This window comes from Streptomyces sp. NBC_00454, from assembly GCF_041434015.1.
Classification (GTDB): domain Bacteria; phylum Actinomycetota; class Actinomycetes; order Streptomycetales; family Streptomycetaceae; genus Streptomyces.
The window spans coordinates 7,820,778-7,834,142 of the sequence record NZ_CP107907.1; the positions used below are offsets into that span (position 1 = coordinate 7,820,778).

Annotated in this window: 9 protein-coding genes and 3 pseudogenes; 8 read left to right on the forward strand and 4 right to left on the reverse strand. The window is 69.6% G+C overall.

Going from position 1 to position 13,365, the window contains the following annotated elements:
* Window positions 1-658 precede the first annotated feature (658 nt).
* Window positions 659-2,965 (forward strand): bifunctional polysaccharide deacetylase/glycosyltransferase family 2 protein, encoded by a 2,307-nt coding sequence (locus OHU74_RS35690; RefSeq protein WP_371614029.1) that lies wholly within the window; start codon window positions 659-661, stop codon window positions 2,963-2,965.
* Entirely contained in the window at window positions 2,962-4,200 is a 1,239-nt protein-coding gene (locus OHU74_RS35695; protein ID WP_371614028.1) for an acyltransferase, read from the forward strand. Before OHU74_RS35690 ends, OHU74_RS35695 begins: the two co-directional genes overlap by 4 nt.
* 92 nt (window positions 4,201-4,292) lie before the next feature.
* Here OHU74_RS35695 and OHU74_RS35700 read toward each other — a convergent pair whose 3' ends face one another.
* From OHU74_RS35700 to OHU74_RS35715, 4 genes and pseudogenes are all read right to left on the reverse strand, one after another.
* Window positions 4,293-5,165, reverse strand: a complete 873-nt coding sequence (locus OHU74_RS35700; RefSeq protein ID WP_371614027.1) for an intradiol ring-cleavage dioxygenase — start codon at window positions 5,163-5,165, stop codon at window positions 4,293-4,295.
* 80 nt (window positions 5,166-5,245) lie between these two features.
* Window positions 5,246-5,597 (reverse strand): annotated as a pseudogene (locus OHU74_RS35705) (hypothetical protein); the annotation flags it as partial.
* 258 nt (window positions 5,598-5,855) lie between these two features.
* Window positions 5,856-6,824: a helix-turn-helix domain-containing protein gene (locus tag OHU74_RS35710; protein WP_371614026.1), complete on the reverse strand. Its 969-nt coding sequence runs from the start codon at window positions 6,822-6,824 to the stop codon at window positions 5,856-5,858.
* Window positions 6,825-6,899: 75 nt separating this feature from the next.
* Window positions 6,900-7,823, reverse strand: a complete 924-nt coding sequence (locus OHU74_RS35715) for a helix-turn-helix transcriptional regulator (protein ID WP_371619523.1) — start codon at window positions 7,821-7,823, stop codon at window positions 6,900-6,902.
* A 248-nt stretch (window positions 7,824-8,071) separates the two neighbouring features.
* On the opposite strand from OHU74_RS35715, the gene OHU74_RS35720 reads away from it, so the two are divergent.
* The 6 genes and pseudogenes from OHU74_RS35720 to OHU74_RS35745 form a co-directional block, all read left to right on the forward strand.
* A complete protein-coding gene (locus OHU74_RS35720; RefSeq protein WP_371614025.1) occupies window positions 8,072-8,923 on the forward strand; it encodes an aldo/keto reductase in 852 nt (283 codons plus the stop codon).
* 175 nt (window positions 8,924-9,098) lie between these two features.
* Window positions 9,099-10,503: pseudogene (locus tag OHU74_RS35725) on the forward strand (MFS transporter).
* 25 nt (window positions 10,504-10,528) lie between these two features.
* Window positions 10,529-11,011: a DUF2255 family protein gene (locus tag OHU74_RS35730; RefSeq protein WP_371614024.1), complete on the forward strand. Its 483-nt coding sequence runs from the start codon at window positions 10,529-10,531 to the stop codon at window positions 11,009-11,011.
* A gap of 92 nt (window positions 11,012-11,103) precedes the next feature.
* Window positions 11,104-11,910: an MBL fold metallo-hydrolase gene (locus OHU74_RS35735; RefSeq protein ID WP_371614023.1), complete on the forward strand. Its 807-nt coding sequence runs from the start codon at window positions 11,104-11,106 to the stop codon at window positions 11,908-11,910.
* Window positions 11,911-11,915: 5 nt separating this feature from the next.
* Window positions 11,916-12,341 (forward strand): nuclear transport factor 2 family protein, encoded by a 426-nt coding sequence (locus OHU74_RS35740; protein ID WP_371614022.1) that lies wholly within the window; start codon window positions 11,916-11,918, stop codon window positions 12,339-12,341.
* Between the two features lie 119 nt (window positions 12,342-12,460).
* Window positions 12,461-13,360 (forward strand): annotated as a pseudogene (locus OHU74_RS35745) (cation:proton antiporter); the annotation flags it as partial.
* Between the last annotated feature and the right edge of the window lie 5 nt (window positions 13,361-13,365).

Genomic DNA, 13,365 nt, shown 5'->3' on the forward strand with positions numbered 1-13,365 from the left:
CCGTGTTTTCGGAGTGCAAATGTCTCATGCGCGGCTGGCCCTCATCGCGGCAGCAGGTGTGCAGGTGATGCATGAAGCCTGGCGAAAGTCAGGTTTCCGAAGGTGGATATTCGGACAATCTAGCCCTTTCTGCCGTCTTGACCTGCGCAGACGAGTGTGGATTCACTCAGGGAATTCACAGGTTGAGCCGTTTCTCATAGGTACCTCATAGGAGTCTCTTGGTTTTGTCTCAAGAAGCAGCCTTAATCTGCAGTAATGCATTCTGAGTCTCGCTCTGAAAGACGTTCCGCATCCCACGGTCGACGCAAGTCCCACAACGAACAGGCGGAGGGACCTGTATTCGTCGACAACTCCGGGCGCAGGGCGAGATGGCTGCGCCGGATCGGTCTCGCCGTCGGTGCCGTCTGCGTCGGCTACACCGTCGTCCTCGGCATGGCCTTCATGGGCTGGGGTACATCCCTCGCCCCGTCATCGCTCCTGCCCTTCGGAGGCGGTGGTCGGGCTCCCGGCGCCCAGGATCCGGGACTCGGTTACGGCGGGCCGCAGGGCGGCATGGGCACGCCGCCCGCGAAGCCTGCCGGCGCCCCGCAGGCAACCGCTCCCGCCCCGGCTTCCCCTGCCTCCCCAAGCGCCAACTGACCGGAGCTCGAAGAAACCCATGACGACCACCACATCATCGCGCGGCCGCAGGCGCGCCCCCTCCCGCATGACGCGGGCCGCCGGCAAGGCGGCGAACCTGCAGAAACCGCGGGTGATCCTTGCTCTGCTGCTCCTCGGCGTGCTCACCAGCGTGATGTTGCTCGACGGCTATCTCCGCGCCGAGGTGGGGGGCGACGAGCGTATCCGTACCGGGGCCGGCTCCGACGACGTCTCCGAGGAGGTCCTCGGTGGTGGGCCGATCCTGACCTTCCGGGACGGCCAGGCACGGTCCGCGTCCGTGCCGGACAAGACCATCGTCCTGACCTTCGATGACGGTCCGGACCCTACGTGGACCCCCCAGGTCCTCAAGGTCCTCGAGGAGAACGGCGTCCCGGGCACCTTCTTCCTGGTGGGCTCGATGGTCGCCCGGAATCCGAGCATCGTGAAGGACTTGGTGGATCAGGGCAGCGAGGTGGGCATCCACACCTTCACGCACGTCGATCTCTCGTATCAGAGCAGTGCCCGGGTCACCCGCGAGGTGGAGCAGACCCAGCTCGCGCTGGCGGGCGCGGCGGGTATCACGACGACACTGTTCCGTGCTCCGTATTCCTCTCAGCCGGACGCCATCGACGACTACAGCTGGCCCGTCTACAAGCAGCTCGGCGAGCAGGGCTACACCAGCGTCTTCGTGGACACCGACAGCGACGACTGGAAGACCCCGGGTGTTACGAAGATCATCGAATCGGCCACGCCGGCGTCGGGCAAGGGCGCTTCCGTCCTCTTCCACGACGCGGGCGGTGACCGCAGTCAGACGATCAAAGCGCTTCCCGAGTACATCAAGAAGATGAAGGCGCTGGGCTACACGTTCACCACCGTCAGCGGTGCGACCCAGGAGGCGAGGAGCGGCACCCAGGCGGTGGACGTCGGGGCTGCGGGGACGGAGCAGCAGGCGAACGGCTCGCAGCCCGGCGGCGAGCAGACGGGAAGCCGGCCCTCGGGGGCCGTGCGCCCCGGGGCGGCGAACAGCCTCCAGGCCGCCCACCGCACCGCCACGGGCGCGACCCTGTACGAGGGCAAGGCCCTCGTCGCGGCCGTAGCAGTGGCCGAGTGGACCGTGCCGGGGCTCGCGATCGGGCTGGCGGTCGTCGGCGTCGCCGTCATCGGCCGATTCGGAATGATGCTGATCCTCGCTCGGCGCCACTACAGACTCCGTAACAGGCGCCGGTTCAGCTGGGGGCCGGCGGTCACCGGGCCGGTGAGCGTGATCGTGCCCGCGTACAACGAGAAGGAATGCATCGCCAACACCCTCAAGTCGCTGGCGCAGAGCACCCATCCGATCGAGATCATCGTCGTGGACGACGGATCGACCGACAACACGAGCGAGATCGCCGAGTCGCTCGGCATGGCGAACGTCCGTGTCATCCGCCAGGAGAACGCGGGGAAGCCGGCCGCACTCAACAACGGGGTGCGCCATGCCCGTTACGACATCGTCGTGATGATGGACGGCGACACGGTCTTCGAAGCGGACACCGTGGAGCAGCTGGTGCAGCCCTTCGCCGACCCGAAGATCGGCGCGGTCGCGGGCAACGCCAAGGTCGGCAACCGCGACACGGTCATCGGTGCCTGGCAGCACATCGAGTACGTCATGGGCTTCAACCTCGACCGCCGCATGTACGACCTGCTGCGCTGCATGCCCACGATTCCGGGCGCGATCGGCGCGTTCCGCCGCGAGGCGGTGCTGGAGGTCGGCGGCATGAGCGAAGACACCCTCGCCGAGGACACGGACATCACCATCGCCATGCACCGCGCGGGCTGGAAGGTCGTTTACCAGGAGCACGCCAAGGCCTGGACGGAGGCGCCCGGTTCGCTGAAGCAGCTGTGGAGCCAGCGCTACCGCTGGAGCTACGGCACCATGCAGGCGCTCTGGAAGCACCGCAAGTCCCTTACGGACAAGGGCCCATCGGGGCGCTTCGGCCGGGTCGGCATGCCGCTGGTCGTGATCTTCCAGATCATCACGCCCGTGTTCGCCCCGCTCATCGACGTGTTCACCGCCTACTCGATGATCTTCGTCGACTTCAAGTCCGCTCTGATCGCCTGGCTGGCGGTGCTTGCCGTTCAACTCGTCTGTGCGGCCTACGCCTTCCGGCTCGACCGCGAGCGCTACCGGTACCTCCTGATGATGCCGCTGCAGCAACTCGCGTACCGCCAGATGATGTACCTCGTCCTCATCCACTCCTGCGTCACCGCACTCACCGGCGGCCGCCTGCGCTGGCAGAAACTCAAGCGCACGGGCGAAGTCGGCACCCCTGCGGGGGCCGGCCGATGAGCTGGGAGGCCGAGCGGCAGGGGTACGGGGCCGGGTGGCCGGCTGCGCCGAACGACCCTCAAAGCCCGTACCGACAGCAACTCCGGCAGGACGCCCCGGCGGAGCCCGGAACGGACGTGCACACACTCCGGCTGGCCCGGGTGCCGGCGGCGCCGTCCGCGCCGGACCCCGAACCGCTGGAAGCGCAGAGCCGGCGGCCTGCCGCAGGACGTGACCGATACTTCGACGTGCTGCGCGCCGTTGCTCTCGTACGCGTGGTGACCTATCACGCCTTCGGATGGGCCTGGGCGGGCATGGTCTTCCCGTCCATGGGGGTGATGTTCGCACTCGCAGGCACGCTCATGGCGAAGTCCCTTGAGCGCCCAGCGCTACAGGTGATCAAGGGGCGGATGCGCAGGCTGCTCCTGCCGTTCTGGTTCTGGGGCTTCGTCGTCGTGGCCGCGATGGTGGTCCACGGCTGGGTGCCGGGCCCGGACGCTCTGTACTGGGTGCTGCCCCTCGGTGACCCCCGGGGCGACGAGTGGGGTATCCAGGCCTGGGAGGTCCTGTGGTACCTGCGTGCGTACCTGTGGTTCGTGCTTCTCTCTCCGCTCCTGCTCCGAGTGTTCCGCAAGGCGCCGATCCCGGTGCTGCTGCTTTCCCTGGCTCCGATCCTGGTCTTCCAGTTCCTTTGGGAGCCACCCGACAGCCGCTTCGGCGGCGGCCTCATCGACCTCGCCACCTTTCTCTTCTGCTGGCTCCTCGGCTTCGCGCACCACGACGAGGTCCTGCGGAGGATGAAGCCGGGCCCCGTGGCCACCGGGTCGCTCGCGGCGCTGGCGTTCGGCGCCTGGTATGCGCTCACACACCAGGTGGAGACGGGTAGTTACGACCTCGACGACATCCCCCTCGCCCAGACCTTCTACTGCGCCGGCTTCGTGACGCTGCTGATGTACTTCAAGGCGTACTACAAGGTCGACTTCGCGGGCCTCGCGCGTTTCAGGCGACTCGACCGGATCGTGACGGTCTTCAATCGCCGTGCCGTGACCGTCTACCTATGGCACGAGATCGCGCTGATACTCGCGGTCCCCCTGATCGACCGTCTCTGGGACGTTCCCGCCCTGGAGGCCCACCTGCCGCTGGAGAGCCAGTGGTTCCTGTTCGGCATCGGGTGGCTCCTGCTCGCGGTGGCCGTCCTGCTGTGCGGCTGGGTCGAGGACGTGGCGTCGAAGAAGAGGCCGCGGCTGTTGCCGTAGCGGAAATTGCGTATGGCCAGGGAGCGGATGGTTCCGCTCCCTGGCCATGTCACATGCTCGGCGCACCACGGGTGTAGTGCACGGCGTCGCCGCTACGGGGCGTGCCCTTCGCCGGGAGCTCCGCTCGGCGGTTGGCCTACTCCTCCCGGCGCTCCGCCGCCCCCGCTCTCGGCGTCGGGGTCGATGCCGAGGGTGAGGGTTCCGGTGTACCCCTGAGTGGTGTCGCCGGTGACGGTCATCAGCCCGTCCCGGGCGCCGCCTCCGGGGTAGACCATGTCGTCGGCGAGTTTGGTGGGGGTGCCGGTGTGCTGTGCGTACGGGGACAGCGCGTATACGGCTTCCCCGTACTTGTCGTCGAAGAAGAGTTGGCCGGTGTAGTTGACCTTGCCGCCCTCGTAGGAGCCGTCGGCCGTCTGGCCTCCGGTGTGGACCTTGAGGTGGATATGTGTGACGCGCGGGGTGTACCAGCCGGGGAATATGGTGGTGAACTCGACGACTCCGTCCTCGTCGGCGATCTGGTAGCCGCGCAGATAGGTCTTGTCGTCGGCGCCGCTCTTGTCCTCACTCTCCGCCGGCGCCTTGCCGCCCGGATTGGCGGTGGTCCACCCGGAGTAGTAGCCCCAGGCATCGCAGTGCCAGATCTCCACAGCCGCGCCCGGAACCGGGGCGCACGACTCCGTGGTGTCCTGCACCGTAAGTCGCACGGTGAGCGGAACGCCCTTCTTGCCCTCCGCGATGTTCTTGCGTACCAGGGCGCCATCGAGGTAATACGGCCCCTGGGTCGCATTGGACATGAGCACGCACTGCCCCGTCCCCGTGGACACCGCACCCGACGAGGACGCGGAGGAGGGAGCCGCAGCGCTGCCGCCGGAACTCCCGCAGCCGACCATCGCCGCTCCCGCCGCCCCGACGGCCGCGCCGCCGAGGATCAGTACTCTTCGCCTGTCAATGCTCTTTTCACCCATGTCCGGCACGCTAGGCGGCATCCCCAGGCGCGGACTGTCCTGTGCCTGTGGCACGGCTGTGAGACCCGCCGTCGGCTTCTTCACACCGGCAGCCCCGTGCCACCCGGAGCGCTGATCGGCAGCCGGAACCGGAAGGCGGCGCCGCCGTGGGGTGCTTCGTGCACGGTCAGGGTGTCGCCACGGCGACAGGCCACGTTCCGGGCGATGGCCAGGCCGAGACCCGCGCATGCCGCTGCGCGTTGTTGCGGAGGTTGGCGAGCAGCCGGGCCAGTCGCCACGGTGATCCCTCGATTTCCAGGGCTTTGGCAACCTGAGTCGTACGGTCTCGTCCACGGCGCCTGGCAGGTCGAGCAGTTGCGGGTGTGCGGAGGCGACCTCGAGCTGCATCCGGAGGCCGGCGATCGGACTGCGCAGTTCGTGGGAGGCATCCGCGAACGCCGTCGCCGTGGGGGCGACCGGGCCGAACACCTCGTGCTGGTTCCGCAGAACGACCAGTTCCGTGAGCGTATCGCCGCCGTCGGCGAGCATCGCCGCGAGATCGACGGCGATCCGGCCCAGTGCCGCGTGGCCGAGGCGGTCTGAGCGCGGTGGAGTACGCGGTGGTCAGCCCGGTGGCATCGGCAAGATCCACCAGCAACCGTGCCCCGGCGTGACCAGGAAATCGATACCACACCAAGTGAAATGGCGAGGTTAGGGTGTCGAGGGCAGGGGTGCGGCGACAGGGGGCTTGCCACCGGGGGCGGCTGTCGTGACCGTGAGGCCGTCCGGCCGAGGGCCCAGTGCGTGGCGTCCCCGGTCGAGGAGGGTCAGTTTTTCGTGGTCGGGGCTGCCCGGCTCGGCGAAGAATACGACGAAGCGTTGTTTCATGCTGTGCTCCAGTGGCATCGACTCGTAGCCGAGGTGGAGGTCGCCGACGTCGGGGTGGTGGAAGGTCTTGGGGTCCGGGGCGTGCGGTTTGACGTCGAAGCGGTCCCACAGGTCGGCGAAGTCCCGGCTCCTGGTCAGGAGTTCGTCGACCAGGTCGGCCAGGTCCGGTGCTTCCGGCTCGGTGCCGGCCAGCGCGCGGAGCCTGCCGACGCAGGCGCGGGCCTGCTCGTCCCAGTCGTCGAGTACGGTACGGGCGAGCGGATGGAGGAAGGCGTACCGGGCGAAGTTCCGCTGCTGCGCGGGCCATTCGTCCAGGCCGGCGAAGAGCCGGAGCGCGCCGGGGTTGAAGGCGAGCAGGTCCAGGGTGCGGCTGACGACGTAGGCCGCGTTCGGGCGCACGGACTCGAGCAGCAGCATCAGCTGCGGTCGTACGGCGTGGCCGGGCGCAGGCGCAGGCGCAGGCTCGGCGACGTGGGCAGCGTGGGCGGCGAGCTCGCGCAGATGCCGATGCTCGTACGCGTCGAGGAGCAGGGCACGGGCGAGGGTGTCGATCACGGAGGGGCTGGGGCGGGTCTCCTTGCCGCGTTCCAGGCGTACGTAGTAGTCGATGCTGATCCCGGCCAGAGTGGCCAGCTCCTCCCTGCGCAGGCCGGGGGTGCGGCGCAGGCCGGGGGTGGTGGGCAGTCCGGCTTGTTCGGGGGTGACCTGTGCGCGGCGGGCCCGCAGGTAGGCGCCGAGGTCACTCACGGTGTCCGCCGCCTGGGCCCTGGTGTTCTCCGCCGCACTGTCCATACATGTATTTTGCCCATATTCGGCCGGTGGCGTCCCTGAGAGGCGCCTCGCGGTGCGTACCGGTTCTGCCTCGGGTCAGGACGGGGTGTGCGGCTGGGGTTGCGGCTCATCGTTCGTGGCCGGGCTTCCGCCCGGTCCCGGGCCGGGGGCGGTCATGTCGAGCAGGAGCACGGCGTCGTGGTCGGGGGTTCCGGGCTCGGCGGTGTAGACGCCGAGGCGTTGGCCCGGCGTGCCTTCCAGGTGCATGGACTGGGGGGTGAGCGAGAAGGTCCCGACGTGCGGGTGGTGGAAGGTCTTGCGGGCGGGCTTGCGGCCGGTGACGTCGTACCGCTCCCAGAGCCTGGCGAAGTCGGGGCTCTTGAGGAGCAGCTCGCCGACCAGGGCGGTCAGGTCGGGTGCGTCGGGGGCGGTGCCGGCCAGGGCGCGCAGACGGGCGACGCAGGCGCGGACCTGAACCGTCCAGTCGGGGAACAGCTCACGGGCGGCGGGGTGGAGGAAGAGGTAGCGGGCGAGGTTGCGCTGGGTGGCGGGCCAGTCGTCCAGGCCCGCGTACAGGGCCAGCCCCCCGGGGTTCCAGGCGAGCAGGTCCATGCTGCGGCTGACGATGTAGGCCGGGTTCGGGCGCATCGTCTCCAGGAGCAATTTCAGGTGCGGGCGCACGGTTCGGCTCGGGGCGGGAGGCGGTTCGGGGGCGTAGCGGGCGGCTCGGGCGGCCAGCTCGAGCAGGTGCTGGTGTTCGGCATCGTCCAGCTGCAGGGCGCGGGCGAGGGCGTCGATGACGGACGGGCTGGGCCGGGTCTCCTTGCCGCGTTCGAGGCGTACGTAGTAGTCGATGCTGATGCCGGTGAGGGTGGCCAGCTCTTCGCGTCGCAGGCCGGGGGTACGGCGCAGGCCGGCGCCGACCGCGAGGCCGACCTGCTCGGGCGTGGTCTGCGTACGGCGGGCGCGCAGGAACCGGCCCAGCTCGGCCCCACCGCCGCTGCTCTGCTCGGATGCCACGTCCTTCAGTGTCACAGTCTTGAGTGTCACACCGCGCCGACCTGCGTGGCAGGGGTGTGGGAGGCCCTGTCACTCCCCCCGATCGTCACCCCCCGGCACGGTTCGGCCTGCCACCGGAGACGAAAGGGCGCGAAGGTGAATACCGGCGGGCTTCGCACCGTCCGAGTACGGAGATCCCGCCGTGCCGGAGCACTGACCGGCCTGCGGCCGTGCTCCGCACCCCCCGTCCCGCGCGGAAGGAAACCCTCATGCAGCACGTCACCCTGAACAACGGCATCGCGATGCCGATCCTCGGCTTCGGCGTCTACCAGATCCCGCCGGAGCAGACCGAGCAGACGGTCACCGAGGCTCTCGCGGCCGGCTACCGACTGCTGGACACCGCTGCCGCGTACCAGAACGAGGAGGCCGTCGGCCGCGCGATCAAGAACAGCGGCGTGCCGCGCGAGGAGCTGTTCGTCACCACCAAGCTGTGGGTCCAGGACGCGCCCGGTGAGGAGAACACCAAGCGGGCCTTCGAGACGTCGCTGAAGAAGCTCGGCCTCGATTACCTCGACCTGTACCTGATGCACCAGCCCTACGGCGACGTGTACGGCCAGTGGCGGGCCATGGAGGACCTGAACCGCGAGGGCCGTGCCAAGGCGATCGGTGTCGCGAACTTCTACCCCGACCGGCTGCTCGACCTCGTCCTCAACAACGACATCACGCCCGCGGTCAACCAGATCGAGACCCACCCGTTCTTCCAGCGCACCGCCGACCAGGAGCTCATGCGGGAGCACGGGGTCCAGATCCAGGCCTGGGGCGGCTTCGCCCAAGGCAAGAACGGCCTGTTCACCAACCCGGTCCTGAGTGGGATCGCCCAGAGCCACGGGAAGTCCGTCGGGCAGGTCGTGCTGCGCTGGGCGGTCCAGCTAGGCGTCGCCTCGATCCCGAAGTCGGTGCGCGCCGAGCGCATGGCGGAGAACATCGACGTCTTCGACTTCGAGCTCACGGACGACCAGATGGCGGCCATCGCCACCCTGGACACCGGGGCATCGCTGTTCTTCGACCACCACGACCCGGCGATGGTCCAGTGGCTGAGCGCTCGGCGCCTGGACAGCTGACCGAGCACACCTCCAACACCTCGGGCTGGGCCGTGTGTGGGGCCCCTGACGACTCATGGCAGAGCCCCGGCACCCCCCACCGTCAGGCCGCACGCTGAATGAGCTTGAAGGATCACTTCCGTTCCGGTGTTCCCGGCCGTCATCCGGGGATCCCAGGAAGACCAGGAGAACCGCCATGACCAGCACGCAGGTGCCCGCCCCCGGCAGGGCGACCGCCCCGGCCGGCCCCCGGACCAGCAGTCCCGCCTTCGCACTGGGCGCCGCGCTGCTCGGCTTCTTCGTCATCACCCTGGACGCGCTGATCGTCAGCGTCGCCCTGCCCACCATCGGCGCCGACCTCGGGGGCGGCATCACCGGCCTGCAGTGGGTCGTCGACGGCTACACCCTGGTGCTCGCCGCCCTGCTGCTGTCCGCGGGCTCAATCTCCGACCGGATAGGCGCCCGCCAGGCGTTCGGCATGGGCATGGCGCTGTTCCTGATCGCCTCGGCGGCCTGCGGCCTGCGGCCTCGCGCCGACCCTCCCCGTCCTGGTCGCGGCCCGCCTGGTGCAGGGCGCGGGCGCGGCGATCATGATGCCCGCCACCCTCGCCCTGATCCGCGAGGCGTACCCGGACGCGAACCAGCGCACCCGCGCCCTCGGGTTCTGGGCGCTGGGCGGCTCGGTCGGGTCGGCCGCGGGTCCTCTGCTCGGCGGCGCGCTCACCGCGGTGAACTGGCGGTGGATCTTCTTCATCAACCTGCCGGTGGGCATCGTCGCCCTGCTGCTGCTCACCCGCGCGGCACGCTCCCCGAGGCGGCCGGTGCCGTTCGACTGGACCGGGCAGATCAGCGCGGTCCTGGCCATGGGCGGCCTGACATACGCGCTGATCGAGGGCGGCGAGTACGGCTTCGGCCACGCCCCGGTCGTCGTCGCGTTCGGGGTGGCCGCGGTGGCGTTCGCGGTGTTCCTGCTCGCCCAGACGCGGGGCCGCCACCCGATGCTGCCGCTCTCCTTCTTCCGCTCCCGCGCGGTGTCCGTCACCCTGATCGCCGGTTTCGCCTTCAATGTCGGCTTCTACGGTCTGACGTTCCTGCTCAGCCTCTACTTCCAGCAGCTGCGCGGCCTGTCCGCGCTCGTCACCGGCATCGCGTTCCTGCCGATGACCGTGCTGACCGGCGTCGTGGCCCTTCAGACCGCCCGCCTGGTACGGAGGTTCGGCGCCAGGACCGTCATGATCGCCGGCATGTGGATCATGGCGGCGGGCCTGCTGCTCCTGTTCTTCCTGCCCGGCACCACCCCAGTCTGGCTGGTAGCCGTCCTGATGATGCCGGTCTCCCTCGGCGGCGCCCTCGCGGTGCCCGCGATGACCGGTCTGCTGCTGCAGAGCGTAGAGCCGGAGCAGGCGGGCCTGGCCAGTGGTGTCCTCAACACCTTCCGCCAGTTCGGCGGCGCCCTCGCCGTCGCCGTCTTCGGCGCCCTCATCGCCCAGCCGGACACCTTCCTGCACGGCATGCGCATCAGCCTGATGTCCGGCGTGGTGCTGCTGGTGGCGACCGCCGTGACCAGCGTGCTGCTGCTCCGCCCGGCCGCCCGGAAGTAACTCCCCAGCCGTACGGAGGCACGTCATGACGTCCTGGACCGACACCGAACTGGACCGCATCGCAGCGGCCGACGAGATCGACCTCGCATCGGAGCGCGCCGACGGATCCCTGCGCGACCCGGTCACCATGTGGATGGTCCGCACCGGCGACTTCATCTACGTCCGCTCCGTCAAGGGACGCGAAGGCTCCTGGTTCCGCGGCGCCCAGACCCGCCACCAGGGCCGTGTCCGGTCGGCCGGCATCACCAAGGACGTGACGTTCCAGGACGCCGACCCGTCCGTCCAGGAGGCGGTCGACGCCGCCTACCGCGCCAAGTACGGCGACCGCTACCCCGGCATCGTCGACCACGTCCTGACCGCGCAGTCGCGCGAGTCCACCCTCCAGCTCGCCCCCGCTGACGGAGCCGAACCCCCGGCCGGCGTCCCGGCGACAGCGGCAAACGGGGGAGCAGCAAGGCCCCCCACTCGACTCGCCCACGCCGGGCGGGGAAGTGATAGTGGCTGCTGAGACGCCCTCCGGCCCGCCTTTCCCGGTCTGGATCAGCCGGCCCCGGAGTTCTCTTCTCGTCGCCGTCCCCGACGTACGCCAAGGAGTCCTCCATGAGCACGCTCGACTTCACCGTCCTCGACCTCGACTTCCCGGCCGGGGCCAAGAACAAGACCGCCACCCTGGTCACCGGCGAGAGCGAGGCACTGCTCGTCGACGCCGCCTTCACCCGCGCCGACGGCCACCGCCTGGCCGCCGCTGTCCTGGACTCCGGCAAAACGCTGACCACCGTGTTCGTCAGCCACGCCGACCCCGACTTCTACTTCGGCGCCGAAGTGCTCGCCGACGCGTTCCCCGACGCGGCCTTCGTCGCCACCCCGATCGTCATCGAGCACATCAAGGAGTCCTACGAGGGCAAGCTCAAGGCGTGGGAGGCCCTCGGCCCGAACCTGCCCACCCGCCTGGTCGAACTCACCCCGCTCACCGACGGCCTCACCCTCGAAGGCCACCGCTTCGAACTCAAGGGCGGCCCGGCAGCCCTACCCGACCGCCACTACCTGTGGCAGCCCGAGCACCGCGCGCTCCTCGGCGGCGTGCTGCTCTTCCAGCAGGAGCACGTCTGGGTCGCCGACACCGCCACCCCCGCGTCCCGTACCGCCTGGATCAAGCTCCTGGACGAGATGGCCGCCCTGGATCCGCAGCTGGTCGTCCCCGGCCACCGCCTCCCGGACACTGCCACCGACGCGTCGGCCATCGCCCACACCCGTGAGTACCTCGTGGCCTTCGAGGAAGAGCTGGCCAAGGCCGCCGACGGCGCCGAACTGACCGACGCGCTCGTCAAGCGGTACCCCGACCACGGCATGCTGATCGCCGCGCAGCTCGGCGCGAAGGTCGCCAAGGGCGAAATGCAGTGGGGCTGACCACCATGAACGAAACCACCGGCTTCAGCACCTCCACCAACCCCGCAGACGTCGTACGCCGCCAGTACCTGGCCTCCGCCGCCGGAGACCTGGATGCCCTGCGCGCCACCCTCGCCCCCGACGTGGAATGGACCGAGATGGCCGGCTTCCCGCTGGCCGGCACCTACCGCACCCCCGAGGGCGTCACCACCGCGGTGATGGAGAAGCTCGGCCAGGCATGGGAAGGCTGGACCGCCCACGACGACACCTACGTCGTCGACGGCGAGAACGTCGTCGTCCTGGCCCGCTACACCGCCGCCTACAAGGCCACCGGCAAGACCATCGACGTCCGCGTCGCCCATCACTTCATCGTGCGCGGCGGCCGGATCGTCCGCTTCGAGCAGTTCGTCGACACCGGCCTCGTGCGGGATGCGATGACACCGGACACGTGACTGTGCCGACCGGACCCCCCGGCCGGTGCCGGGATACGTCCCGTCCGCGGCCTGTCCACCATGAGCATGAGCCTGTGGGCAGGCGAAACCGGCCACCCATCAGGAGACAAGGGGACAGCATGCTCGGCCTGGAACTCGTCGTCGTGCTGGGGGCGGCCGTCCTGCTGTGCGGTGTACTCGCCCCGCGGCTGCGGATCAGCCGCCCGGTCCTCCTGCTGACCTGCGGCGTGCTCGCAGGCCTCGTACCCGCCCTGAGTGAGGTCCGACTGGAGCCGGACGTCATCCTGATGCTGTTCCTGCCCGTCCTGCTCTACTGGGAGAGCCTGACGGCCTCGCTCCGCTCGATCCGCCGGGGACTGCGCGGTGTCGTCCTGGTCAGCACCCTGCTGGTCATCGCGACCGCCGCGGCGGTCGCCGCCGCAGCCCACGCCTTCGGGCTGCCGTGGGGTCCCGCCTGGGTGCTCGGTGCCGCCGTCGCCCCCACCGATGCGACCGCCGTGGCCGCCCTCGGGCGGCTCCTGCCGCAGCGCAGCCTGGACATGCTCAAGGCGGAGAGCCTGGTCAACGACGGCACCGCCCTGGTCCTCTACGGCGTCGCGGTCGGGGTCACCACCGGCGGCGAGCACCTCGGTGCGGCCCACGTCGGCCGGCTGTTCCTGGTCGCCTACGTCGGTGGCGCGGCGGCCGGCGCGCTCATCGCCTTGCCCGCCCTGTACATCCTGCGCCGCCTGAACGACCCGATGCTCAGCAACGTCCTGGCACTGCTCACCCCGTTCGCCGCGTACCTCCTGGCCGAATCCGTCGAGGCGTCCGGGGTCCTCGCCGTGGTCGTCTGCGGCTTGATCGTCAGCCGTGCCGCGCCCAGGGCCAGCGACGCCGCGGCCCGCACCGTCGGCGTCCCGTTCTTCTCCATGGCCACCTACCTGCTGAACGCGACGCTGTTCCTCCTGGTCGGCCTGGAGATCCCCTCCGCGGTCCGCGACCTGTCCAGCACCGACCTCACCACGGCGCTCGTCATCGTCCT

Excerpts from the sequence above, each read along its gene's own strand:
- OHU74_RS35700 (WP_371614027.1), bottom strand. The coding sequence starts at position 5,165 with ATGGGTGAAAAGAGCATTGACAGGCGAAGAGTACTGATCCTCGGCGGC.
- OHU74_RS35735 (WP_371614023.1), top strand. The coding sequence starts at position 11,104 with ATGAGCACGCTCGACTTCACCGTCCTCGACCTCGACTTCCCGGCCGGG.
- OHU74_RS35740 (WP_371614022.1), top strand. The coding sequence starts at position 11,916 with ATGAACGAAACCACCGGCTTCAGCACCTCCACCAACCCCGCAGACGTC.
- OHU74_RS35695 (WP_371614028.1), top strand. The coding sequence starts at position 2,962 with ATGAGCTGGGAGGCCGAGCGGCAGGGGTACGGGGCCGGGTGGCCGGCT.
- OHU74_RS35710 (WP_371614026.1), bottom strand. The coding sequence starts at position 6,824 with ATGGACAGTGCGGCGGAGAACACCAGGGCCCAGGCGGCGGACACCGTG.
- OHU74_RS35690 (WP_371614029.1), top strand. The coding sequence starts at position 659 with ATGACGACCACCACATCATCGCGCGGCCGCAGGCGCGCCCCCTCCCGC.
- OHU74_RS35730 (WP_371614024.1), top strand. The coding sequence starts at position 10,529 with ATGACGTCCTGGACCGACACCGAACTGGACCGCATCGCAGCGGCCGAC.
- OHU74_RS35720 (WP_371614025.1), top strand. The coding sequence starts at position 8,072 with ATGCAGCACGTCACCCTGAACAACGGCATCGCGATGCCGATCCTCGGC.